The following is a 23,219-nucleotide window of genomic DNA, read 5'->3' as shown; positions in this document are numbered from 1 at the left end:
GGGATGCCTTTTTGCTAGGCTCGCTGTTGCGAAATATCTCGAAACTGTCTATAGTAAAAGGGTATTTATTAGGAAATGAGGACTTGAAACCGTTATGGCAAAAGCAAAAATCACGGAGCTCGATATCGTTAGAGCCTTCTCCATCCTTGCAGTCGTTCTGATTCATGTTACCGCGGACTGGACAGTGGATCCGGCTTTGAAGGGGAGCAGCACAGAGCTGATCATTTTATTTTTGAATAAAATAAGTTATTTCGCTGTCCCGCTGTTTATTTTTCTGAGTGGCATTGTATTATTCTACATTTATACGGATAATTGGAGTGCGAAACAGGCTGGCATTTTCTATTGGAAACGTGTCCGCCAAGTGTTAGTTCCTTATATCGTTTGGTCCTTCTTCTACTATATATATAATCCTTGGCTTTGGACGCCGGGGCACCCCATTAAATTTGATCTACGTGTTTTTTTAGAACAGTTAAAATGGGCAGATTCCGGCTATCACTTGTATTTCATGATTATTATTGTACAGTTCTACCTGCTGTTTCCGCTGCTAGTGTGGGCTGTTAGAAATGCGCCATGGTTCCGCAGAACGCTGGCACTTTGGGGACTAGCCATTCAAGCGGGCGTTTACATTTACAGCCACTGGTTCGGAACGATTAGTCATAAACCAGAACTTTGCATAACGTATTTCGGGTATTTCCTCGTTGGCGGTGCAATTGGCATGAACTACGGCGCCTTTCGTTCTTGGATGGATCGGAACAAAGGTTGGGTGATGCCAGCTGCATTCCTCAGTGGTTTGGCCTATGTGATGCTTTACCTATTGGGACTAAAAGGATATAAGTTTGAAAATACGTGGTACGAAATTTTATGGCTTCTCTATAGCATTGGCATTGGTGTAAGCTTTATCTGGATTGCGAAATGGCTTCTCCAGAAATCAACCAGAGTTGCACGCTTCTTCGTCTCGCTAGGCTCGGTGTCATTTGGTGTCTACTTGATGCATCCAGCGTTGTTATCACTATGGAAATATAAAGTAAATATGCCTGGCTCGATTTTGCTTTTTAACGTGTATAACGGGATCGTATTTGTGCTGATTGTTGCGATACCGTGGGTACTCACGCTGTTATATAGAAAAGTAAGAAAAGTGTTATCGATATGATAAAGATGAGGACCCAGTTGGTTGGGTCTTTTTTTTGTTTACTTCACAGTCGCACGATTCCTACGATTAAAAAAATAGTTCAGATAACTTGTTGTCAGCTGAGGAGGGAAGTGCAGGGTAGGCGAATAGGCTTGGAAACCGCACTTTCGGCAAGCACTAGCGGTTATTTATTTGAAAATTTTTCTCGCGTATTGGATAATTGCAGTAACGGATTGTTGGACAGAATGGTTCAGTGAAGTCGAGGTTGTTCCGCTAGTAACAGTTTGTCGACCATATCGGTGGAGACTTTCTAAATATATTCTACATATAGAAGAAAGGTTGTTGAAGGATGAACGAAATCATTTCTTTATTGCAAAATCATCGCTCAATTCGTAAGTTTACGAATGAGACAGTAAGCTCGGAACAGCTGGATGCTATTCTGACGGCTGCTCAAGCGGCATCTACATCCAGTAATATGCAAGCGTATAGTGTTATCCGCGTTACGGATAACGGGCTGAAGAACCAGATTGCTGAGCTAGCCGGCAATCAAGCTTACGTCAGCGAGTGTCCGCTGTTCCTCGTGTGGTGCGCGGATTTGCACCGCTATGCACAGGCTGTCCACCGTCACGGGGACACCCCGGTTACTGGCAACGCTGAGAATTTCATCGTTGCTACGGTAGATGCGGCATTAGCTGCGCAAAATGCTGCGATTGCCGCCGAGTCACTCGGACTCGGCGTGGTGTATATTGGCGGGCTGCGCAATAAGCCCGCTGAGGTGTCTCAGCTGCTGGGCTTGCCGCAGCTGGTGTACCCGGTCTTCGGCATGTGCATCGGCACGCCGGATCAAGAGCCGCTGCAGCGGCCGCGGCTCCCGCGAGAAGCCGTATACCATGAAAATCGGTATACGGATAACGAAGGAGCGGTCGACGTGTACGACGAGAGCATCCGCGACTATATGAAGGTTCGATCGGGCGGCAAAGTCGATACGACCTGGTCCAAGGATATGGCCGCCAAAGCGCAGCGGCCGAGAGAGCACATGAAACCCTTCCTAAGCTCCCAGGGTTTCGAGGTTGAGTAAGTCTTTATCTTTCGCTTTGAACATATAAAAAGAACTTGTCTCATACAATGAAAATAGGATGAGATAGGTTCTTTTTTTATCTAAAGCGAAAGGAGTGATCATTTTGAAAGGCTTTAAAAATGTCGTCTACATGAGCTTAACGTTAGGCATGCTATTTTACTCCATTCCCCAATTGGAGTTTCGAGATGTAGGATCGCTGCCTATGGTGTTTAGTAGCATTTGGATCGTAATGGCTCTGCTTGTGACAGCCTCTCATTTGCATCAAATACTTGGTGTGGATGAAGAGAAACGCAAAGAGATGAGCCGCATCAATCGGATGAAAAAATGGCAGTTGGAGCAGCTTGTTCAAGGTCGTCGGAAACTTCTGCAATTTCGCAAGTAGCAAAGAAAAGATTTCCATTTTGACAACGAACATATGTTTGTTATAATACAAATAAAGCATCCAATCCAATAGGGTTGGATTTTTTATTTAGAAAAAGCTGATTTCATTGTTCTTGCGCTTTGGAACGATTATACTAGTAGTACAGAGTAATACAGGAACAAGCGAATGAGGTGTAACAGTTGGATACACAATCCGTGGATACGTTAACGAAACATGAACAGATTTTGCGCTATATTGAAAGCTTGAAGCTTGGCAGCCGGATCTCTGTTCGCAAAATTGCCAAGAACATGGAAGTCAGTGAAGGAACGGCTTACCGAGCTATTAAAGAGGCAGAGAATCAAGGTCTGGTCTCAACCAAAGAGCGAATCGGAACCGTAAGAGTCGAGAAAAAACTGCGGCAGAACATTGATAAGCTCACATTTGCTGAAGTCGTGAATATGGTCGATGGGCAAGTGCTTGGCGGCTCACGAGGACTCCATAAGACGCTGCACAAGTTCGTTATCGGCGCGATGGAACAGGATGCTATGATGCGCTACATTGAGGCAGGTAGCCTTCTTATCGTTGGTAATCGCAACCGTGCCCATATCTGTGCTTTGGAACAAGGCGCAGGTGTGCTCATTACGGGGGGATTTAACACCAGTACAGAGGTGAAAGTCCTTGCAGATGAACTGGAACTACCCATTATTTCGAGCAGCTACGATACATTTACAGTTGCCTCCATGATTAATAGAGCCATATACGATCGATTGATCAAGAAGAAGATTATGCTTGTCGAGGACATCCTGGCATCAGGAGCTTCCTTATATGCCCTTAAGGCAAATAGTACACTGAAAGACTGGCAGCGCATGTCAGAGGATACAGGGTACAGTCGTTTTCCTGTCGTAGACGAGTGGAACCGAATTATTGGAGTTGTGACCTCGAAGGATATGGTGGGTGCTAATTCTCTACAAACGGTAGATAAGCTTATGACGCGCAGTCCGCTTACTGTAACGCCCCAAACTTCGGTAGCATCTGCGGCCCACATGATGGTGTGGGAAGGCATTGAACTGCTGCCAGTTGTGGATACAAACCGCAAAATACTTGGCGTGCTTAATCGCAGCGATGTGCTGAAAGCCATGCAGTATATTCAGAAGCAGCCGCAGAATGGTGAAACGTTCGAGGATTTAATCTGGTCCGGACTGGAAGAAGTTAGGGATGAGAAGGGGTCGCTGCAGTTTCATGGCGTTATCACCCCACAGATGACGAATCATTTGGGGACGGTATCGGAAGGTGTTCTTACAACACTGATGACCCAAGCAGCCTATCGTATCGTGCAGGAACATAAGAAGGGGGATCTCGTCATGGACAATATGTCGACCTATTTCTTAAAACCGCTGCAAATTGACTCCAAAATAGAAATACGACCCACCATCATTGAGGTGAGCCGTAAGTTTGGCAAAATTGATGTAGAAATTTATCATGCTGGGACTTTGGTTTCCAAAGCGATGCTAACCGCTCAAGTCATTTAACGCAGCATGCGATCGAAGTGCCCGTGATTGCGAATGCCGGCGAATAAGTTGAACAGACCTAGCAAGACCAGCACGGTGCCGAAGATACGGCGAAAGCTGGATTCACTAAAGAAGAAGATTTGGGTGATGGCAATCAGAACGAGCATCAAACCCATGCAAATATTCATACGGGCCGAGAATAAACCGCGTCTGGCTGGGTCACTTTCGCGTCGAGACCGGAAGCTGAAATACAAGGATAGCGCTAGCAGTATGCAAATAAGGGAGAATAAAGTGATTTGAATGGCGAACATGTATGATCCGTCCTTTAGGCGAGTTTAATGTTTACTTTAGCGATTTTAATGGAAGATTGCAATATTCTATCACCTAAAAAGTCCTCAGGACGGTTATGTTCGTTTCTCTTGAGCCGTAATCCAGACAGTCAGTTCGGTTTGAATCAATACGATGGATTTGACCTCAACGACATATTTTTTATCATGCAAAATATAGGTCCGCTGGGTAATAATTTTTTCATAAAGGGGCTGTGAGTCCCGTACGAACGCGGCCTTTTGGCCAATAACGAGCTTGAGCTCGCTTTTAATATCGCTCTCAATTTCTTTCTGAATATCTTCACTAATGAGTTCTTCCTGATTTTTCGGAACTAAATGTACGTTGACGACATTAATTAAGGATTGCTTATTTTTTGTCTTGTTTAAGTTGTCGATATCGGCATGCAAATCACGATTTTCTTGCAAATATTTATGCATCTCCACATATAGTTGCGTGTAGTTATACTGATGAATGCTCATATAGACCGCGCTCCCAATGATAGCTCCCGAAAGCATCAGTCCTAAGCTCGAAAGCAGACGTTGATATCGGGCAAAAGGAGGGATCCTCAAGGCTGATTGCCCCCTTTGCAGATCATTTGAATGAGTGAAGTGCCCATCTGCGCGCCAATAAAGGCAACTATAATCAGAACGATTTGCTTAATAGCGGGATTCAAATGCCCTATAGCTACATGGCTTTCAATATAGCGTATCGGATCAATCGTGCCGCCAACGGCAGCTACCATGGCCCAGATTTTAATGTTCTCTGCAATGGTCAGCATTTTTTCCGTCGGTGATTGAAGCGTGAGCACGGCTGCTATTCCACTTAACATGCTGCCTCCAAATACGACCCCGAATGCAATACAGAAATACACGATAATATTTGCCCAAAAGACATACATGTCCTTATCGCTTCCTTTCCAGCTAAGTTAAAGAGGACAAACTCTCTATACTTAATGTATGGGAATGCCTAGCACCAATATGATAAAATATAAGGAATAAAATGAAAGAAGGGAGGACATGCTGATGAGTTCGTTTGTACACTTGCATGTTCATAGTGAATACAGTTTATTAGACGGTGCGGCACGTATGGAGGAGCTTGTTTCCCGAGCGGCTGATCTTGGCATGACCTCTCTGGCATTGACAGATCACGGTGTCATGTACGGGGCCATTGCCTTCTACAAAGCCTGCAAACAGCGAGGCATTAAACCAATTATTGGTTGTGAAGTCTATTTCACAGCGGGATCTATTCGTGATAAAGGGACTAGACAGGAACAGCCGATCTATCACCTCATCCTGCTCGCCAAAAATTTTCAAGGCTATCAGAATTTAATGAAGCTCTGTTCAATCGGGCATTTACAGGGCTTTCACTATAAACCGCGTATCGATTTGGAACATTTATCCAAGCATTCAGAGGGACTTATTTGTCTGAGCTCCTGCTTAGGCAGTGAGGTTTCTCAGCATTTGCTTCACAATCGTCACGATGAAGCCAAAAAAGCGGCGGAGCGCTATCGTGATATTTTCGGCGACGACTTCTTTCTGGAAATTCAAGATCATGGAATGATTGAGCAGAAAAAAGTGATGATCTCGATGATCGAGTTGAGCAAAGAAACCGGAATACCGCTTATTGCCACGAATGATGTGCACTATGTGACTGAACCAGATCACGTGATGCAGGACATTCTCATTTGTATTGGAACTGGCAAAACGGTGGAGGATACAGATCGGCTTAAGATGGGGACGAGTCAGATGTATTTGAAAAGCGAGGAGGAGATGAGACGTTTATTCGTCCATGTACCCGAAGCGCTTACGAATACGGGCGTTGTAGCTTCACGCTGTGAACTCGAACTGGAGTTCGGTAAATCTATTTTGCCTAGCTTTCGTCCGATTCCAGAGCACCTCACAGCTGGAGAATATTTGCGAGAGCTCTGTGTGCAGGGGCTAGAGCAGCGTTATTCTGCTAAATCTGAGTGGCATACCGCGGATTCACCGCTGCGGAAACAAGCGGAAGAACGTCTTACTTATGAGTTAGGCGTTATTGAGAAAATGGGCTTTTCGGATTATTTCTTAATCGTATGGGATTTCATCCGTTTTGCGCATGAGAAAAGGATTATGACAGGGCCGGGTAGGGGATCTTCTGCCGGAAGTCTAGTTGCTTACGTACTGCGCATTACGAATGTGGATCCATTGAAATATAAGCTGCTGTTTGAACGTTTTCTTAATCCTGAGCGGATTACGATGCCAGATATTGATATCGATTTTAGCGATGAACGCCGGGATGAAGTCATTGATTACGTGGTTGCCAAATATGGGCACGAGCATGTCGCGCAAATTATTACCTTCGGAACGATGGCGGCCAAAGCAGCGGTTAGGGACGTCGGACGCGTATTAAATGTACCCTATGGGGATGTTGACCGCGCTGCCAAGGCGATTCCGAATCAACTAGGTATGACCTTAACGGAAGCACTGCAGGTTAGCTCTGATTTAAAGGGGCTGGTCGCAAGACAGCCCAAGACAGCAGAATTGCTTGAAATGGCGATGCGTGTTGAAGGAATGCCGCGTCATGCTTCAACGCATGCTGCTGGGGTTGTCATTTCCAGAGAACCGTTAACACAGTATGTGCCTCTCCAAGAAGGCACGGCTCAGACAGCTCTTACCCAGTATACGATGGAGCATTTGGAGGCCATCGGACTGTTGAAAATGGATTTTCTCGGCTTGCGGACGCTGTCTATTATAGAACGAACGGTTGATTGGATTGCACAGATGGAAGATGTGCGCCTCAACTTTGATATGCTGGACATGGATGAGGATGCTGTGACCTACGGTATGCTTAGCAAGGGAGAAACGACAGGCGTCTTCCAGTTGGAGTCCACTGGTTGTCGCAAAGTGCTGAAGGATTTGAAGCCTTCTGAATTTGAAGATATTATTTCTGTTGTGGCCTTATACCGTCCAGGTCCAATGGAGTTTATACCGAAGTACATTTATGGAAAGCACGGACAGATGGAGGTCGTCTATCCGCACCCAACGCTAGAACCTATCCTAAAGGATACGTACGGCATTATCGTGTATCAAGAGCAAATTATGCAAATCGCCTCATCAATGGCAGGTTTCAGCTTAGGCGAAGCAGATTTGTTAAGACGAGCGGTGTCCAAGAAGAAGCGGGAAGTGCTGGATGAAGAACGGGCACATTTCGTTTCGGGCAGCTTGCGTCAAGGTTTTAACGCCGATGAGGCTAATCATGTGTATGATATGATCGTGCGTTTTGCTGATTATGGTTTCCCGCGGGCGCATGCAACGGCTTATGGGGTGCTGGCCTTCCAAACGGCTTATTTAAAAGCGCACTATCCAATTTATTTTATGGCTTCTATGTTAACGGCTGTTATGGGGAATCATCGGAAGGTAGCCGAATATGTGGATGAATGCCGACGGGTGAAATTGGCTGTGCTGCCGCCTGATGTCAATGGCAGTGGAACAGTATTTACACCGGATCCTGCGGCCGGGGCGATCCGTTTCGGACTTGCTGCGATCAAAAATGTAGGCACTCAAGCGATCGATGCTATTCTTAATGAACGGAAAAAGTCACAGTTCGAGAGCTTGCTTGATTTCTGCAGACGTGTTGATTTACGCGTATGTAATAAGCGAGTAATTGAATCGCTCATTCAAGGTGGAGCCTTTGACACTCTAGGCGGGCATCGCGCTCAGCTGATGGCTATTCTCGATGAAACCATCGCCTCAGCAACCAAATGGCGCAAGGAACGGGATGATCTGCAGCTTCACCTCTTCGGCTTCGTTGAAGAACCAAACTGGGAGGTGGAAGTTCCGAACATACCTCCGATGCCGCAGAGCAAACAATTGGAGCTCGAGAAGGAACTTCTCGGCATGTATATATCTGGACATCCGCTTGATGCCTATGCGGAGCAGCTGGGTGAGATGGAAGCAGCTATGCTTCATCAGCTAGCTGAGATGCCAGATAACAGTGAGGTTCTTGTCGCGGGGATGATCCTCTCGAATAAGACGATCGTCACGAAGAAAGGGCAACCCATGGCTTTCATGGAGCTGGAGGATCGCATCGATAAGGTCGAGGTGGTGTTGTTCCCTGAGACCTGGAAGAATGCGGCTCCGCTCGTGCAGAAGGGCAGACTCGTCCTCGTCCGGGCGAAGCTGCAGCTTCAGGACGAGGACCCGCCCAAGCTGCTCGCGGAGCAGCTTGTCGCGCTGGACGACCCTGCGGGTGTCCAGCGGCTCCGTCGGCAGCCAGGGGCGCATAGGCGATCCGCTGACGTAGTCAGCGGTCGGCCTGCGCGCACGGCTGCCATCTCAGGCGGCGCACGCAGCGCCGCCGCTGTCACACAGGCGGCCCCTGCAGGGGGCCGCCAGGAGTCCCGCGCTGCGGCGCAGCCTGCGCGCACGAACGCTGCGGAGCCGAAGGCGCAGCGGGTGTTCGTCAAGATCTCGGCTGACTGCGAGCAGCCGGATAAGCTGCTGCAGCTGAAGGCGCTGCTGAAGCTGCATAAGGGTGCGCTCGCTGTTGCGCTTTTCTACGAAAGCAGCAACAAGCTCTTGGCCCTGAGCGACCAATATTTGGTCGATCCTTCGAAGGATTTGTTCCGTATGATTGAGACCATCATGGGTAAAGATTCGGTCAGAGTGAAATAAAGATTGCATCCTCCGCATATGAATAGGAACCCGGCATTTCAGGGGCTTAATACATGCGTAGGAGGAGACTTATGACCGAACAACATATGATCCAGTTGCTGCAAAGACGTGGTGTAACGGTAGAGCAAATCTCTGAAATTGTGTTCAAGCTGCAAAAGCCCTATAATGATCAACTATCGCAAGAAGTGTGTATCGAGAGTGTGCTGGCTGTTCTCGCCAAGCGGGAAGTGCAGTATACGCTTTATACGGGCATTGCTCTTGATGAATTGGCAGAGAAAAAGCTGCTGCCCGAGCCTTTGCAATCGATTCTAGAAGCGGATGAACCTCTGTTCGGCGTCGATGAAACTCTTGCCCTAGGCATTGTTCATGTATATGGAATGATCGGCTTAACTAGCTTCGGCTATTTAGATAAGGAAAAAATGGGTATTATCCGAACATTGAATGATGATAAAAGTTCTGTGCATGTTTTTCTGGATGATTTGATCTGTGGTTTAGCGGCTGCCGCTTCTGCCAGAATCGCTCATCAGAATGAGCATGCGCCTGATTATAGCAGTAAATTACGTCTGGACTAGCTCAAAAAAGTTCAGACTTCACTTTTTTTCATGAACGTGCTCTGTTGCGGGAAAAAGAGAAATTATGATATCATTATTCCATTGTGTGCGCCTATGCTTATGTAGGATGTTAATTATCATCGTTGCTAACTTGCCCTAATCCATGTAGTTGCACGTCATAGGAGGTTTTTTTTTCATGTGGACGGTGATATACATAGCTCCTACCGCGAAGATTGCAGAGCGGATTAAACAGAGGCTGACGGAAGAAGGATTTCTCGTACAAGTTCGGGGTATCTCCTTATCCAAAAACCAGTTCGAAATCGTCGTACCAGAAGGCGAATTAGAGGAAGTACAGGAAGTGCTCAATTCTATTTTACATAGATAATGAAAAGTAGAAGTAAGTAACGTGGCTTGTCAGAAGTTCAAGATAATAGCCAAGTAGAGGTGGAAATGTGCTAAAGGATTTATTTCAAAAGCGTAAATATGCAACGATTCCTTCCGAGAAAACAAAACGGGAAATTCCTGAAGGTTTAATGAATAAATGCCCGAAATGCGGTACGATCCAAACGAGCAAAGAGCTTGAGAAAAATCTAAAAGTCTGTACAGCTTGTGGCTATCATTATCGATTAAGCGCATTGGAACGTATCCAACTAACGCTCGATGAAGGTGAGTTTTTGGAATACGACGCAGACATGATCTCCGAGGATCCTCTGGAGTTCCCTGATTACGTAGAGAAATTGGATAAAGCGAAGAGCACAACGAAATTACAAGATGCAATTATGACCGGGGAAGGTACGATTGGTGGCTATCCGGTTATTGTTGCGGCTATGAGTTTTGACTTCATGGGTGGATCACTAGGCTCCGTTGTTGGGGAGAAAATAACCAGAGCGATCGAAGCTGCCATTCAAAAGAAAGTTCCAATTATCATTTACTCCACATCAGGTGGAGCTCGTATGCAAGAAAGCATTCTAAGCTTGATGCAAATGGCGAAGACAAGCGCTGCTTTGTCCAAGCTCGGTGCGGAAGGCGGATTGTTTATTTCTATTATTACAGATCCGACTTTCGGCGGTGTATCTGCGAGTTTTGCTATGTTAGGCGATATTATTATTGCTGAACCGGCTGCACCATTTGGATTTACAGGTCGTCGTGTTATTGAACAAACAATTAAACAGAAGCTGCCCGACAATTTCCAGACATCTGAATTCAATCTCGAGCATGGTCAGCTCGACAAGGTCGTGAGCCGTAAGGATATGCGTCCTACGTTAATCAAGCTGTTAGACATGCACGGAGTGCAGGGGGAGGCGACTTATGGCGGGTGAAATGCCGTTTGAACAGCCGCTGGCGGAACTAAAGAAGAAGATTGCGGAACTGCGTGCTTTTGGCGCTGAGAAGCAAATTGATTTTTCAGAGGAAATTCGCCGTTTGGAAGAAAGATATGCTGAACTCGAAGATGAGCTTTATGCGAGTATGTCTTCTGCTGAGAAAATGCAGTTGGCTCGCCATCCGCAAAGGCCGACAACGATTGATTATATTGGAACTATCTTTACGGATTTCATAGAGTTTCATGGTGATCGCCTATATGGAGATGATCTTGCGATTGTAGGTGGATTAGCCAAGTTGAACGGCATTACGGTTACGGTGGTCGGTCATCAAAAAGGGAAAGATACGAAGGACAATATTGCTCGTAACTTCGGTTGTCCACATCCGGAAGGATTCCGTAAAGCGCTGCGTTTGATGCGTCAAGCGGACAAATTTAGACGACCTATTGTAACGTTTATTGATACCAAGGGGGCATTCCCTGGGAATGCTGCAGAAGAGCGCGGCCAAGGAGAAGCGATTGCCAGAAATTTACTGGAAATGGCCTCTTTTCGTGTGCCGATCATCTGTATTGTTATTGGGGAAGGTGGCAGTGGCGGCGCACTCGGCTTAGGTGTAGGTAACAAGGTATTAATGTTGGAGAATGCTATCTATTCGGTTATTAGTCCCGAAGGCGCGGCTTCCATCTTATATAAAGATGCTTCCAAAGCTTTACACGCGGCAGAAGCAATGAAAATTACTGCGGATCATATCTTGGAGCTTAAGGTGATCGACGGTATTATTCCAGAGCCTAAAGGTGGCGCACACCGGGATTTAGCAGCACAAGCAGAATTGATCAAAACAGCTATCTGGGAACAGCTTCAGCATTTGCTAAGTATGAACGAACAGGAGCTGCTCGAGGACCGTTACCGCAAATTTAGAGAGATCGGCCGGTTCACATTCACTCAGGAGGGAAACCATGCGTAAAACGAAAATTGTCTGTACCATTGGACCTGCAAGCGAATCACAAGAGAATTTGAAAAAACTTCTAGAAGCGGGAATGAATGTTGCCCGTCTTAACTTCTCCCACGGAGATTTTGAGGAGCACGGCGCACGTATCCGCAACCTTCGCGCTGCATCCGCTGAGACAGGCAAAGTAGCAGCTATTTTGCTTGATACCAAAGGACCGGAAATTCGTACGGGGAAATTGAAAGAAGAGCCGATTGAGCTTGTTCAGGACAAGCACATCATTTTAACAACAGAAGAAATCTTAGGCGATGCAGATCGTATCTCAGTTACGTATTCGAATCTGCCGCGTGACGTTGCTGTTGGATCTACCATTCTAATCGATGATGGTTTAATTGGCCTTTCGGTTGTTGATATTCGTGGAACTGAAATCGAGTGCCGTATTGTCAATGGCGGAACGATTAAAAGCAAAAAAGGCGTTAACGTACCAGGTGTGAAAATCAGTCTTCCGGGTATCACGGAGAAGGATGCCAACGATATCGTCTTCGGTATCGAGCAAGGCGTAGATTTCATTGCGGCTTCGTTCGTTCGTAAAGCAAGTGATGTTATGGAAATTCGTGAATTATTGGAAAGACACAATGCTTCACATATCCAAATCATTAGTAAAATCGAAAACCAAGAGGGCGTTGACAACTTAGACGAAATCCTTGAAGTATCCGATGGTCTGATGGTTGCTCGTGGGGATCTTGGGGTTGAAATTCCAGCTGAAGATGTTCCTGTTGTCCAAAAACAAATGATCAAAAAATGTAACATCGTAGGTAAGCCGGTTATTACGGCAACGATGATGCTCGACTCCATGCAGCGTAACCCGCGTCCAACGCGTGCAGAAGCAAGTGACGTGGCTAATGCGGTGTTCGACGGAACGGATGCTGTGATGTTGTCCGGTGAAACAGCTGCTGGTAAATATCCAGTTGAGTCCGTGCAAACGATGGCTCGTATCGCTGAGCGTGCGGAAGCAGCTTTGGAATATAAAGAAATTTTCCTTCGTCAAGCGCAAGCGCAACAAGTTACTGTGACCGAAGCGATTTCTCAAGCGGTAGCTAACTCAGCTTTGGAGTTGGGTGCGAAAGCGATTTTAACGGCTACGGAAAGTGGATATACAGCTAGAATGGTATCCAAATACCGTCCGAAATCACCAATCATCGCAGTTACGCCTAGCGAACAAGTCATTCGCCGCTTATCCCTCGTATGGGGTGTTATTCCGGTGATGGGAGTGCAAGCGAAAACGACGGACGAGCTGTTCAACCTTGCGGTTGAAAGCAGCATCAAAACAGGTATCGTGTCTCTAGGTGATATCGTTGTCATTACGGCAGGTGTACCTGTTGGACGCTCCGGAACAACGAACTTGATCAAGGTTCATCACGTAGGTGAGATGATTGCCAAAGGAACGGGTATCGGCATGCAAACAGCGACGGGTATCGTGGTAACGGCTCGTACACCAGAAGAAGCGAATGCGAAAATGGTAGACGGTGCTGTACTTGTAACGGTATCGACGGACAAAGAATATATGCCAGCTGTACAAAGAGCTTCAGCGCTGATTACTGAAGTGGGCGGAATCACTTCCCATGCGGCAGTAGTTGCTTTAAGCCTAGGAATTCCGGTAATTGTAGGCGTTGAGAACGCAGTGGAATTAATCAAAGATGGCACAGAAGTTTCGATCTATCCAGAAGTTGGCGTTATCTACTCTGGTCAAGCGAGCGTTCTGTAGTATAGCAAAGAGTGAAGCGAGAGTAGTCTCGCCTTCACTCTTTTTATTTTATAAACTACGGCAGCTTATGCATTCATACCCGTCCCGAAGGTAGTATACGAGCTCAATCCCCACAGCAAACGGAACGAGAGCACCTTATTTAATGTAAAACCACGTTTTCAGATGATTAACGGAACGAGAGGTCGCTATTTATTCGAAATGAAGGGGAAAAGACTAAATTTTACTGAAATAGCGTCACGTAGTTCCGCTTCATCCTTCCAAAAGGCTGAATTCAGCGAAATAAGGCTTCTGGGTTCCCCTAAGCGTCAAAATGTTGCTTGCGTACCGAACAAATCCTCGCTAAGAGATCATAAAGAGAGAATGCGGGACCTAGCATCCGCTCTAATCAAGTGCATAGACCCCATCAAGTAAGATTTAGGTATTTCTTCCAATCTGAGTACACACATTACTCCAAAGCACTCCGCCTCACTCCGCAACATTTATCATCTCCGCCTCGCTTCCCAGCACTCCGTATCACTTGCATCACTCCAAAGCACTCTTCAGCACTCCGCATCATTCCCTAGCACTCCCCAGCACTACCCATCCCTAGTCCCAGCTGTGCTATAATTGTTTTAAGACTTGTTATTGGAGGAATACATCATCATGACTCAGGAGCGCTGGCATCAGCATCAGTTTCGTGTGAGATATGAAGAAACGGATCAAATGGGGGTTGTGTACCATGCCAACTATTTGACGTGGTTCGAGATTGGGCGGACCGAACTTATCAGGGAGCTTGGATACCCATATCGGCGAATTGAGGAGAAGGGACTTTTGCTGCCGCTTGTTGAAGCGGAGATTAAGTTCAAGAAGCCTGCTCGTTATGATGACTTGGTATGCGTGAACACACGAGTGATTGACATGAGCAGTGTTCGGCTCCATTTTGCCTATGAAATCCGTAAAGTTTCGGAAGAAATGTTGGCTCTAAACGAAGATTCTGCTGCACAACCTAATGGAGAATTACTTGTTACTGGAGCAACTCGTCACGTTTGGGTGAATCCTTCTTGGAAGCCAATACGTATAGAGAAGGAAGCGCCAGAATTATGGCAGCTGTTAGCTAAGTATTCATAAAAGGGGCTGAGCTTATGTTTCGTATCATTCTTGCCATTTTAATTCTAGTGCCTGCCATAGAAATTACGCTTCTTATTACACTTGGGCATTTTATAGGCGGCTGGACAACATTCGCGCTTATTATAATAAGCGGCTTCTTAGGTGCCTATTTCGCCAAGCGGGAAGGGCGCAAAGTGCTGGAGTATGCCAAGTTTGAGTGGTCTCAGGGCCAACTGCCTGCACAGCATTTGTTAGATGGAATCTGTATTTTCATCGGAGGCATTCTATTAATTACACCGGGGTTCATCACGGATATTTTCGGATTTCTACTTGTTTTTCCTTACACGAGACCGATCTTCAAGGTTATGCTGCTTGCACTGATTCAAAAACAAATCGGCAGAGGCCGTATCAATATCATAAAACGTAGATAAAAACAAAGGCTCGGCCACCCCGTTTATTTGGGAGGTGCCGAGCCTTTTTGTATATAAGCCGCCATATCATGAAAAATTCTTGCGCGATAGAACGCTGCAATCAGAATAAGAGTCACAGGACCAACAAGAAGTCCGAGGAGTCCGAATAGTTTTAATCCAACGAACATAGCGATTAACGTAGCAAGAGGGTCTAATCCGACCGAGGAGGCGAGCACCTTAGGTTCCATAATCTGTCTGGCAATCACGATGACACCATACAGAACACTAAGACCGATTCCGAGGAAATAGTCACCTTGCGCAAAGAAAACATACAAAATCCAAGGCACCATGACCGCACCTGTCCCCAAATAAGGCATGAGGTCCGCTAAGCCTGTTAACAAACCGATGGTTATGGCATAGTCAACGCGCAAGACCAGCAGGCCAATGATAACCACAAGAGCGGTTAGCGAAACAAGAATCAGTTGGGCGCGCATGTAGCCGAACAGAGCTTTTTGCAAATCGGTCCGAATCAATTGAGTGGTTTTCACAATCATATCGGAGAAGATCCCTTTATATCGTTTGATAAGCTGATACCAATCTTTACTAATGAAAAAGGTGGCCAGCATAACAATAATGGTGATGGTTGCGATATTTGGCAAAGAAGTTAGAAATCTTTTCAGCGTGTCAAATACATAGCCAATAATGAACTTACTCACGTCTGCAATGGAGCCTGCTGTCGAGGATAAATTGTTGTTGACGGTTTCTTGATATTTTGGGTTATTTTCAAAAAACTGATTGATACGTTCAATCCAATTCTGGAAAGCTGTAGAATTAATGAAAACATTGAATTGCTCCACCCAGAGGTTAATCTGAATCTGCAAGGTATCCGCAAGTGAACCTAATTCTACGACTATATTCGCAACTAGTAAGGTTATGGCCGTAACCATGGCACTTATGAATAACAACATGGATAAGGTCACAGCAAGCCAGCGCGGCAACTTTACCTTGAATTGGAAGAAGTTCACAAGGGGATTAAGCATAAGAGCTAGAATCCAGCCGAAAATAAATGGGTAAATCAGTGGGATAACATAGTAGAAAGCGAGCCCGACTAGAACAATAATTAGTGCCACCCAAATGCCCCTGAAAATCTGGTGAACTAAACGTGGATTCAGGATACCCATGGTCTTTTTCTCTCCTTATTTCAAGTCTTTTCATTGTAACATGATCTTGGATAAATACGGAAATAACATCACCTTTACAAAATCTTCATATATTAAAACAGGGGATTCTGCATTGTCGGTGTAGAGCACGCATAGTACAATGAAGATAAATGGCACAGATAGAAAACATAAGAAAATATAAGTGGAGGCTTTATGAGTATTGCGCGCGAACCTGATTTGAAAGAAGTTAAAGAGCTCAAAGAAGTCAAAGAAGTCAAGGAAGTCAAAGAGATTTCGACCAAGTACTTAAACCGGGATTTAAGCTGGATCGAGTTCAATTGGCGTGTTCTGGAGGAAGCTCAAGATGCGAGCACACCGCTGCTTGAGCGTGTAAAATTCCTGTCAATCGTATCCAGCAATCTCGATGAGTTCATGAGTGTTCGTGTCGCAGGACTGAAGGATCAAATCAAGGCTGGATATACAAAGAAAGACTTCACAGGCTACACGCCTGCCGGCCTTATTAAACGAATTATGAAGCGTACTGCCAAAATGGTAACAGAACAGTACAAAACGTATCGAGAAGTAACGAGACTGTTAACCAAAGAAGGCATTGTGTTTACGGAATTTGAAGATTTGAATACGACACAAAAAAAAGCCATGGATGCTTATTATCATGATATTATTTTTCCTGTATTAACGCCGATGGCCGTGGATCAAAGTCGTCCATTTCCACTTGTACATAATCAATCCGTCTATTTAGCCGTCTTACTTGTGCGAGAAGGGGATGATCCGGATGATGAGCCTTATTTTGCCATCGTTCAAGTACCGAGCAATTTATCCCGTTATATTCCCGTGCCAACACGGCCAAATAGTAAAAAAACAGAATTTATTCTTATTGAAGAATTGATCGAACATCATATAGAATCGCTTTTCAGTGGATACATTCCGATTTCCGTTCACGGGTTCAGAGTGACTAGAAACGCCGATTTAACGCTCAATGAAGAAGGGGCGGAAGATCTCCTTGAGGAGATCGAGAAGGAGCTTAGACGCAGACGCTGGGGCTCTCCTGTTCGACTTGAAGTACAAGAGGGCATTCACCCTTATGCGCTTGCCCAGCTTCAGGAAGAGTTTGAGATTGAAGAACAAATTTTTGAAATTGACGGTCCGCTGGACATCACTTATTTCATGAAGCTGGCCGGTACGCTCAATGGCTATGAAAATCTTCGCTATCCGCGTATTGCTGCCAAATATCCCATAGAATTTGAGGATACGACTGACTTTTTCGAGGTTCTAAAGCAAAAAGATGTACTGGTGCATCATCCCTATGAAACATTCGACGCAGTAACAGACTTCATCATCCATGCTGCCTATGATCCGAAAGTGCTCGCGATCAAAATGACACTGTATAGAGCGAGTGGAAACTCGCCGATTATTCAAGCGTTAGCGAGAGCCGCGGAGTCCGGGAAGCAGGTCACGGTAGTCGTAGAACTGAAAGCCAGATTCGACGAAGAGCGAAATATTGCATGGGCAAGAATGCTTGAAAAGTCAGGCTGTCATGTGGTTTATGGACTTGTAGGGCTCAAAACGCATGCCAAGATCACACTCGTCGTGAGACAAGAAGAGCAGACTCTCCGCAGATATGTTCATGTGGGAACAGGTAATTATAACGACAGCACAGCTCGTCTTTATACAGATGTAGGGCTATTCACTGCAAATAGTGTGATTGGAGAGGATGCTTCCGCGCTTTTCAATGAAATTACTGGCTACTCTGCGCCTCATGATTGGCAGTCTTTCGCTGTGGCTCCTACGGATTTGAAGGATAAGCTATTCGAGCTTATCGAACGTGAAGCTGAGCACGCTAGAGCGGGCAGACCAGCCCGAATTATTGCAAAAATGAACTCATTATCCAATCAAGAGATGGTAGATGCCTTGTATGCGGCTTCGCAAGCAGGTGTGAAGATTGAATTAATTATTCGCGGCGTATGCTGCTTGCGTCCAGGGGTGCCTGGGATTAGCGAGAATATTACGGTTCGGAGTATTGTGGATCGTTTCTTGGAGCATTCCCGCATTTATTATTTCGAAAATGGCGGACTAGTTGATGTCTATTTATCTTCGGCTGACTGGATGACACGTAATTTGACACGTCGTATTGAGCTGATGTGTCCGGTTCTTGACCCTGAAATGAAGAAAGTGATGATTCAAATTCTGAATGTTACCCTGCATGATAATGTCAAAGCAAGAGAACTGATGCCCAACGGGATGTATAGTCGCATAAAAAATGAACTGACCCCTTATCGGAGCCAGTTCGAGGCAATGAAAATTACTTCTTGGAAAAAACTCCGGCTTGGGTCTTAAGCTTCAGCCCCCAGATTTTTTCGAAATCTTTGCTGATAGCCGCGAGTTCCTTAAGCTCCATAATTGGGTTGTGGATACATAACAGCTTGAGAGTTAAGGTCGATTCGGTTTTCGTTGTTAGCAGCTCTTGCACAGGCTGCGTCTCACTATGATCCAAAGCCATTGCTAATTTAAGCAGGGTACCTAACTTTACAATTAATGCCGCGTCGGATTCGATCAATAGGTCCTTGTAAGCTAGGACTTGTTGCTGGGTCCGGTTTTTTGTTTTGTAAGTAGCAATGAAAGAGCAAATAACAATTTCTCGATGACTGAGCCCGTCGATATGCGCCCCTGTCATCATATATTGTGTATGTTTGAGGTAATGGTAATAATGGACGCTGGCTCCAATTCGATGCAAGAGGGCAGCGGTATGCAGGTATCTTTGGCTTCGATCTTCCGATTCGGGTGGAACAGTGAGCGTAAGATAAAGCTGCATGGCGAATTTATCTACATGAGAGACATGTTTCACAGCGGCGTTCGGATGGAGCAAAAGTAAATTATTGATGCTTGCTTCAAGAACATCCTCCTTGATTGGATGCTTAGGATCTAACGTTTCATAGAATAGGCCATCACGCAGTCCTGATCCGCTGATAATGCAAGCTGATGAACCCGCTACTTCGAATATGGTGTCCATAATGATCAGTCCCGGAATGATAATATCTGCGCGATCTTTGGAGAGACCATCTATTTTTTTTCGTTTTTCCAGTGGCATGGAGGATAACAATAGAAGGAAATCACGAAGCTCCCCAGGTTTCAGCGTGTAATTGTGGGCAAGCTGAAGCGAGTATTTACTGCGTTTTTGGCTTATTTTCCCTAGGGTTCTAATCGTTCCGCCTAGACCAATCATAGGCAGATTAGGAGATCCGGCAATCCAAGGATGAGCCAAAATCGCATCTTCAACCATCCGACGAATATCACCCATTTCCTGCTCGGTCAGATTCCCATTTTTCATAAATTGGCGTGTGGTGTTCACCGCACCGAATGGAAAGGAAACGCTGTGCAGCAATTTCCGGTTACGAAGCAATGTGACTTCCGTGCTCCCTCCGCCAATATCAATGATCAAGCCGTCACGAATATCGATGGTATTGATTACGCCTAAATAGCCATATCGAGCTTCTTCTGTCCCACTCAGTACTTCAATATGAAGTCCGGTCTGTTCCTGGAGAATTCGCACAATTTCAGCTGAATTGGCCGCGTTACGTATAGCCGCTGTTGCTACGGCCTTGATTGTCTGAACCTCATGAACTTTGCATAAAAGGGCATAGTGGGATAGAATTGGAACTATGGAAATAATGTCTTTGCTATGTAAAAAGCCATCGGAAGCGATTCGTTCACTGAGTCTAGCGGAATCCTTATGCTCACTGACTACACGGTATGCCCCATTGGCATTAATTTCGTAGATAACAAGTCGAATCGAGTTAGATCCGATATCAATGATGCCGATACTTGCGCTGCTGCTCATGTATTTGCTCCTTTTTCAGAGAAAAATCACTATTACTTTGCCTACATTGTATCAATCTCAACACGACTCGACAAACTTTTCCTCTTGGGTTGCATAAATCGGGGAAATTAACAAAAACTTGTATCGTGTGTTTTGAAGAGATTGTTCAAAAAAACAGTGACGATTTCCGCCAAAAAGATTCTTTATGATAGTGATAATGAAGTTTTATGTCTGCTTTTGTTCACTTATTAAACAAAATACTTTATTATTAAGTTAGGAAAAAAGCAATTTTTTGCTAATAGAGTAGCTAAGGAGAGATTCCCATGTCTGCAACCAAAGGTTTAGAAGGAATTGTAGCCACGACCTCGTCGATCAGCTCCATTGTAGATGGTGTGCTAACGTATCGCGGGATTGATATTGATGACCTCGCAGAAAATGCGACATTTGAAGAAGTTATTTATTTGCTTTGGTTCGGCAAATTGCCTAACCAAACTGAGCTTGAGAAACTGCAAAGCGACCTGAACGCTTACAGCAAGGTGCCTGATGCGGTTATCGACCAGATCAAAGCATTCCCTAAAGATGTTAATTCCATGGCTGCTCTTCGTACAGCAGTATCGGCTCTTGCACTTTATGATGAAGAAGCGAACGATTTGAGCCCTGAATCCAATGTGCGTAAAGCGATCAAGCTGCAAGCACAAATTCCTGGCATTATCGCAGCTTTCGCTCGTATCCGTGAAGGTAAAGAACCGTTAGCGTCCCCAGGATATGCTTCTGTTGCTGCTAACTTCTTGTACCAACTCACAGGTAACGAACCGGATAAAATCGCTATCGAAGCTTTGGACAAAGCATTAGTTTTACACGCTGACCATGAGCTGAATGCATCCACATTCGCAGCGCGCGTTACTGTTGCAACTTTAACAGACATCTACTCGGGTATTACTTCAGCAATCGGCACGCTCAAAGGACCTCTTCACGGCGGTGCGAACGAAGCTGTTATGGCGATGCTGGAAGAAATTGGTACTGTAGAGAACGTAGTTCCTTACATCAACGATAAATTAGAGCGCAAAGACAAAATCATGGGCTTTGGACACCGTGTTTACAAAAACGGAGATCCGCGTGCGAAGCACTTGCAAAAAATGTCCTATGAGCTTGGTAAACTAACTGGCAACCTTAAATGGTACGAAATGTCCATTAAAGCAGACGAGTTGGTCACTAGCCTCAAAGGCTTGAAACCAAACGTTGATTTCTACTCTGCTTCCGTTTACACAACGTTGGAAATCCCACGCGACCTGTTCACGCCGATCTTCGCGATCAGCCGTACATCGGGTTGGGCTGCCCACATCTTGGAGCAGTACGAAAACAACCGTTTGATCCGCCCTCGCGCTGAGTACACGGGTCCGGTTAACCAAAAATACATTCCAATTAGCGCTCGCTAATTGTCATTTTAACTCCATGTGCGGGAAGTTCGGTACCCGTCCTCGGTTAACCCGGGGGAGTACCGCAACTCCCGTCACTTTTGTGTGTTTACCCTCACTACTACGGTGACGAGTTAAATTTCTTAGGAAGTTTCTCGCAGCAGTTATATAGCTAAGTGGAGTGCTTGGCAGTGCCTGGAGAAACGTAGTGGCCGCCTTTAGAATCCTGTCCATACCATAAAATCAATTCAATTGGACAGGATGATAACAGCGGTCGGAAGGCATTGGCAAAAGCACGCAACGTAACGCGCAACAGTAACTTTTTCGATAAACTAATCTACATAAATTTTAGGAGGAACTAATCATGCCACAATTCGAATCCTACGAACTACCAAAAGAAGGTCAAAAAATCACCATCGAGAATGGTGTTCTGCAAGTACCTAACAACCCAATCATCCCTTACATCGAAGGTGACGGTACAGGTCCTGATATCTGGGCTGCTTCCGTACGCGTTCTGGATGCTGCAGTTGAGAAAGCATACAAAGGCGAGAAAAAAATCGCTTGGTACGAAGTTTTTGCCGGCGAGAAAGCTTTTAACAAATACAACAACTGGCTGCCTAACGATACATTAACAGCTATGCGCGAATACATCGTGTCCATCAAAGGACCTCTTACAACGCCAATCGGCGGCGGTATTCGTTCCCTGAACGTTGCACTTCGTCAAGAATTAGATCTTTACGTATGTTCCCGTCCAGTTCGTTACTTCAATGGTGTTCCATCCCCAGTTAAACGTCCTGAGCTAGTTGACATGGTTATTTTCCGTGAAAATACAGAAGATATCTACGCTGGTATTGAGTGGGAAGCTGGTTCCGACGCAGTTAAGAAAGTTATTAAATTCCTTCAAGACGAAATGGGCGTTAACAAAATTCGCTTCCCAGAAACTTCAGGAATCGGCGTTAAGCCAGTATCCTCCGAAGGTACTGAGCGTTTGGTCCGCGCTGCAATCGAGTACGCGATCAAACACGGCCGTAAAACGCTAACTTTGGTACACAAAGGTAACATCATGAAGTTCACAGAAGGCGCGTTCAAAAACTGGGGTTATGAGCTTGCTGAGCGTGAATATGCGGACAAAACATTTACATGGGCACAATACGATCGTATCAAAGAAGCAGAAGGCGCTGAAGCAGCTAATAAAGCTCAAAAAGACGCTGAAGCAGCTGGCAAAATCATCGTAAAAGATGCTATTGCTGACATCGCTTTGCAACAAGTATTGACTCGTCCTACTGACTTCGACGTTATCGCAACATTAAATTTGAACGGTGACTACCTATCTGATGCACTTGCTGCACAAGTTGGCGGTATCGGTATCGCTCCTGGAGCAAACATCAACTACTTGACTGGTCACGCAATCTTCGAAGCTACACATGGTACAGCTCCTAAATACGCTGGTCTTGACGTAGTTAACCCAGGTTCCGTAATCCTATCTGGCGTAATGTTGCTTGAGCACCTTGGCTGGTTGGAAGCGGCTGACTTGATCTACAAAGGTTTGGAAACATCCATCAATAACAAAACCGTCACTTATGACTTTGCTCGTTTGATGGAAGGCGCGAAAGAAATCAAATGTTCCGAGTTCGCGAACGAAATCATCAAAAACATGGCTTAATTCTTTTGAGAAAA

General features: G+C 45.4%; 20 protein-coding genes. 15 read left to right on the top strand and 5 right to left on the bottom strand.

The window, feature by feature from the left end; all coding sequences use genetic code 11:
- Positions 1-94 precede the first annotated feature (94 nt).
- The 4 genes from GC102_RS20070 (at position 95) to GC102_RS20055 (ending at position 4,097) form a co-directional block, all read left to right on the top strand.
- A complete protein-coding gene (locus GC102_RS20070) occupies positions 95-1,150 on the top strand; it encodes an acyltransferase (protein WP_171691120.1) in 1,056 nt (351 codons plus the stop codon).
- A 328-nt stretch (positions 1,151-1,478) separates the two neighbouring features.
- On the top strand, positions 1,479-2,207 hold the full coding sequence (gene nfsA, locus GC102_RS20065) for an oxygen-insensitive NADPH nitroreductase (RefSeq protein ID WP_171691119.1): 729 nt from the start codon (positions 1,479-1,481) through the stop codon (positions 2,205-2,207).
- Positions 2,208-2,310: 103 nt separating this feature from the next.
- A complete protein-coding gene (locus GC102_RS20060) occupies positions 2,311-2,589 on the top strand; it encodes a hypothetical protein (protein WP_216625217.1) in 279 nt (92 codons plus the stop codon).
- 179 nt (positions 2,590-2,768) lie between these two features.
- Positions 2,769-4,097, top strand: a complete 1,329-nt coding sequence (locus GC102_RS20055) for a DRTGG domain-containing protein (protein ID WP_057307274.1) — start codon at positions 2,769-2,771, stop codon at positions 4,095-4,097.
- Here the strand turns inward: GC102_RS20055 and GC102_RS20050 are convergent.
- The 3 genes from GC102_RS20050 to GC102_RS20040 form a co-directional block, all read right to left on the bottom strand.
- Positions 4,094-4,387 carry a YtpI family protein gene (locus GC102_RS20050; protein WP_171691118.1) on the bottom strand — a complete coding sequence of 98 codons (294 nt, stop codon included), beginning with the start codon at positions 4,385-4,387 and terminating at the stop codon, positions 4,094-4,096. The two genes, GC102_RS20055 and GC102_RS20050, sit on opposite strands and share 4 nt — an antisense overlap.
- A 93-nt stretch (positions 4,388-4,480) precedes the next feature.
- Positions 4,481-4,972: a sporulation membrane protein YtrI gene (locus GC102_RS20045; protein WP_171642930.1), complete on the bottom strand. Its 492-nt coding sequence runs from the start codon at positions 4,970-4,972 to the stop codon at positions 4,481-4,483.
- Positions 4,969-5,301, bottom strand: coding sequence for a YtrH family sporulation protein (locus GC102_RS20040; protein WP_171642929.1), 333 nt, complete (start codon positions 5,299-5,301; stop codon positions 4,969-4,971). Before GC102_RS20040 ends, GC102_RS20045 begins: the two co-directional genes overlap by 4 nt.
- Positions 5,302-5,425: 124 nt before the next feature.
- On the opposite strand from GC102_RS20040, the gene GC102_RS20035 reads away from it, so the two are divergent.
- From GC102_RS20035 to GC102_RS20000, 8 genes are all read left to right on the top strand, one after another.
- Positions 5,426-9,055: a DNA polymerase III subunit alpha gene (locus GC102_RS20035; RefSeq protein ID WP_171691117.1), complete on the top strand. Its 3,630-nt coding sequence runs from the start codon at positions 5,426-5,428 to the stop codon at positions 9,053-9,055.
- A gap of 71 nt (positions 9,056-9,126) precedes the next feature.
- Positions 9,127-9,627 carry a phosphatidylglycerophosphatase A family protein gene (locus GC102_RS20030; protein WP_171642927.1) on the top strand — a complete coding sequence of 167 codons (501 nt, stop codon included), beginning with the start codon at positions 9,127-9,129 and terminating at the stop codon, positions 9,625-9,627.
- 175 nt (positions 9,628-9,802) lie between these two features.
- The gene (locus GC102_RS20025) at positions 9,803-9,991 is read left to right on the top strand and encodes a hypothetical protein (protein ID WP_028554922.1); all 189 of its coding nucleotides are present in this window, start codon (positions 9,803-9,805) and stop codon (positions 9,989-9,991) included.
- Positions 9,992-10,058: 67 nt separating this feature from the next.
- A complete protein-coding gene (accD, locus tag GC102_RS20020; protein ID WP_171642926.1) occupies positions 10,059-10,925 on the top strand; it encodes an acetyl-CoA carboxylase, carboxyltransferase subunit beta in 867 nt (288 codons plus the stop codon).
- Positions 10,915-11,889 carry an acetyl-CoA carboxylase carboxyltransferase subunit alpha gene (locus GC102_RS20015; RefSeq protein WP_171642925.1) on the top strand — a complete coding sequence of 325 codons (975 nt, stop codon included), beginning with the start codon at positions 10,915-10,917 and terminating at the stop codon, positions 11,887-11,889. Before accD ends, GC102_RS20015 begins: the two co-directional genes overlap by 11 nt.
- Complete coding sequence (gene pyk, locus GC102_RS20010) at positions 11,882-13,636, top strand: pyruvate kinase (RefSeq protein WP_171691116.1); 1,755 nt, start codon at positions 11,882-11,884, stop codon at positions 13,634-13,636. Before GC102_RS20015 ends, pyk begins: the two co-directional genes overlap by 8 nt.
- Positions 13,637-14,278: 642 nt before the next feature.
- Positions 14,279-14,743 (top strand): acyl-CoA thioesterase, encoded by a 465-nt coding sequence (locus tag GC102_RS20005; RefSeq protein ID WP_171691115.1) that lies wholly within the window; start codon positions 14,279-14,281, stop codon positions 14,741-14,743.
- A 14-nt stretch (positions 14,744-14,757) separates the two neighbouring features.
- Positions 14,758-15,153, top strand: coding sequence for an FxsA family protein (locus GC102_RS20000; protein ID WP_171642909.1), 396 nt, complete (start codon positions 14,758-14,760; stop codon positions 15,151-15,153).
- 23 nt (positions 15,154-15,176) lie between these two features.
- On the opposite strand, the gene ytvI is transcribed toward GC102_RS20000, so the two are convergent.
- Entirely contained in the window at positions 15,177-16,313 is a 1,137-nt protein-coding gene (gene ytvI, locus GC102_RS19995; protein ID WP_171691114.1) for a sporulation integral membrane protein YtvI, read from the bottom strand.
- A gap of 192 nt (positions 16,314-16,505) precedes the next feature.
- On the opposite strand from ytvI, the gene GC102_RS19990 reads away from it, so the two are divergent.
- Entirely contained in the window at positions 16,506-18,647 is a 2,142-nt protein-coding gene (locus tag GC102_RS19990; RefSeq protein WP_171691113.1) for an RNA degradosome polyphosphate kinase, read from the top strand.
- Here the strand turns inward: GC102_RS19990 and GC102_RS19985 are convergent.
- Entirely contained in the window at positions 18,613-20,148 is a 1,536-nt protein-coding gene (locus GC102_RS19985; RefSeq protein WP_171691112.1) for a Ppx/GppA phosphatase family protein, read from the bottom strand. The two genes, GC102_RS19990 and GC102_RS19985, sit on opposite strands and share 35 nt — an antisense overlap.
- A gap of 302 nt (positions 20,149-20,450) precedes the next feature.
- On the opposite strand from GC102_RS19985, the gene citZ reads away from it, so the two are divergent.
- Together citZ and icd are read left to right on the top strand one after the other, a co-directional pair.
- The gene (citZ, locus tag GC102_RS19980) at positions 20,451-21,563 is read left to right on the top strand and encodes a citrate synthase (protein WP_171691111.1); all 1,113 of its coding nucleotides are present in this window, start codon (positions 20,451-20,453) and stop codon (positions 21,561-21,563) included.
- 343 nt (positions 21,564-21,906) lie between these two features.
- Entirely contained in the window at positions 21,907-23,205 is a 1,299-nt protein-coding gene (gene icd, locus GC102_RS19975; RefSeq protein WP_171642904.1) for an NADP-dependent isocitrate dehydrogenase, read from the top strand.
- Positions 23,206-23,219: the final 14 nt, after the last annotated feature.

It is taken from the genome of Paenibacillus germinis (assembly GCF_013141785.1).
GTDB classification, from domain to species: Bacteria; Bacillota; Bacilli; order Paenibacillales; family NBRC-103111; genus Paenibacillus_E; species Paenibacillus_E phytorum.
Note: the sequence above shows the minus strand (reverse complement) of the source record. Positions and strands in the feature narration are given on the sequence as shown.

Bases quoted from the DNA above. Each gene is read 5' to 3' on its own strand.
- icd (WP_171642904.1), top strand. From the start codon at position 21,907: ATGCCACAATTCGAATCCTACGAACTACCAAAAGAAGGTCAAAAAATC.
- ytvI (WP_171691114.1), bottom strand. From the start codon at position 16,313: ATGGGTATCCTGAATCCACGTTTAGTTCACCAGATTTTCAGGGGCATT.
- GC102_RS20015 (WP_171642925.1), top strand. From the start codon at position 10,915: ATGGCGGGTGAAATGCCGTTTGAACAGCCGCTGGCGGAACTAAAGAAG.
- GC102_RS19985 (WP_171691112.1), bottom strand. From the start codon at position 20,148: ATGAGCAGCAGCGCAAGTATCGGCATCATTGATATCGGATCTAACTCG.
- citZ (WP_171691111.1), top strand. From the start codon at position 20,451: ATGTCTGCAACCAAAGGTTTAGAAGGAATTGTAGCCACGACCTCGTCG.
- nfsA (WP_171691119.1), top strand. From the start codon at position 1,479: ATGAACGAAATCATTTCTTTATTGCAAAATCATCGCTCAATTCGTAAG.
- GC102_RS20000 (WP_171642909.1), top strand. From the start codon at position 14,758: ATGTTTCGTATCATTCTTGCCATTTTAATTCTAGTGCCTGCCATAGAA.
- GC102_RS20040 (WP_171642929.1), bottom strand. From the start codon at position 5,301: ATGTATGTCTTTTGGGCAAATATTATCGTGTATTTCTGTATTGCATTC.
- pyk (WP_171691116.1), top strand. From the start codon at position 11,882: ATGCGTAAAACGAAAATTGTCTGTACCATTGGACCTGCAAGCGAATCA.
- GC102_RS20050 (WP_171691118.1), bottom strand. From the start codon at position 4,387: ATGTTCGCCATTCAAATCACTTTATTCTCCCTTATTTGCATACTGCTA.
- GC102_RS20035 (WP_171691117.1), top strand. From the start codon at position 5,426: ATGAGTTCGTTTGTACACTTGCATGTTCATAGTGAATACAGTTTATTA.
- GC102_RS20025 (WP_028554922.1), top strand. From the start codon at position 9,803: ATGTGGACGGTGATATACATAGCTCCTACCGCGAAGATTGCAGAGCGG.
- GC102_RS20005 (WP_171691115.1), top strand. From the start codon at position 14,279: ATGACTCAGGAGCGCTGGCATCAGCATCAGTTTCGTGTGAGATATGAA.
- GC102_RS19990 (WP_171691113.1), top strand. From the start codon at position 16,506: ATGAGTATTGCGCGCGAACCTGATTTGAAAGAAGTTAAAGAGCTCAAA.
- GC102_RS20070 (WP_171691120.1), top strand. From the start codon at position 95: ATGGCAAAAGCAAAAATCACGGAGCTCGATATCGTTAGAGCCTTCTCC.
- GC102_RS20030 (WP_171642927.1), top strand. From the start codon at position 9,127: ATGACCGAACAACATATGATCCAGTTGCTGCAAAGACGTGGTGTAACG.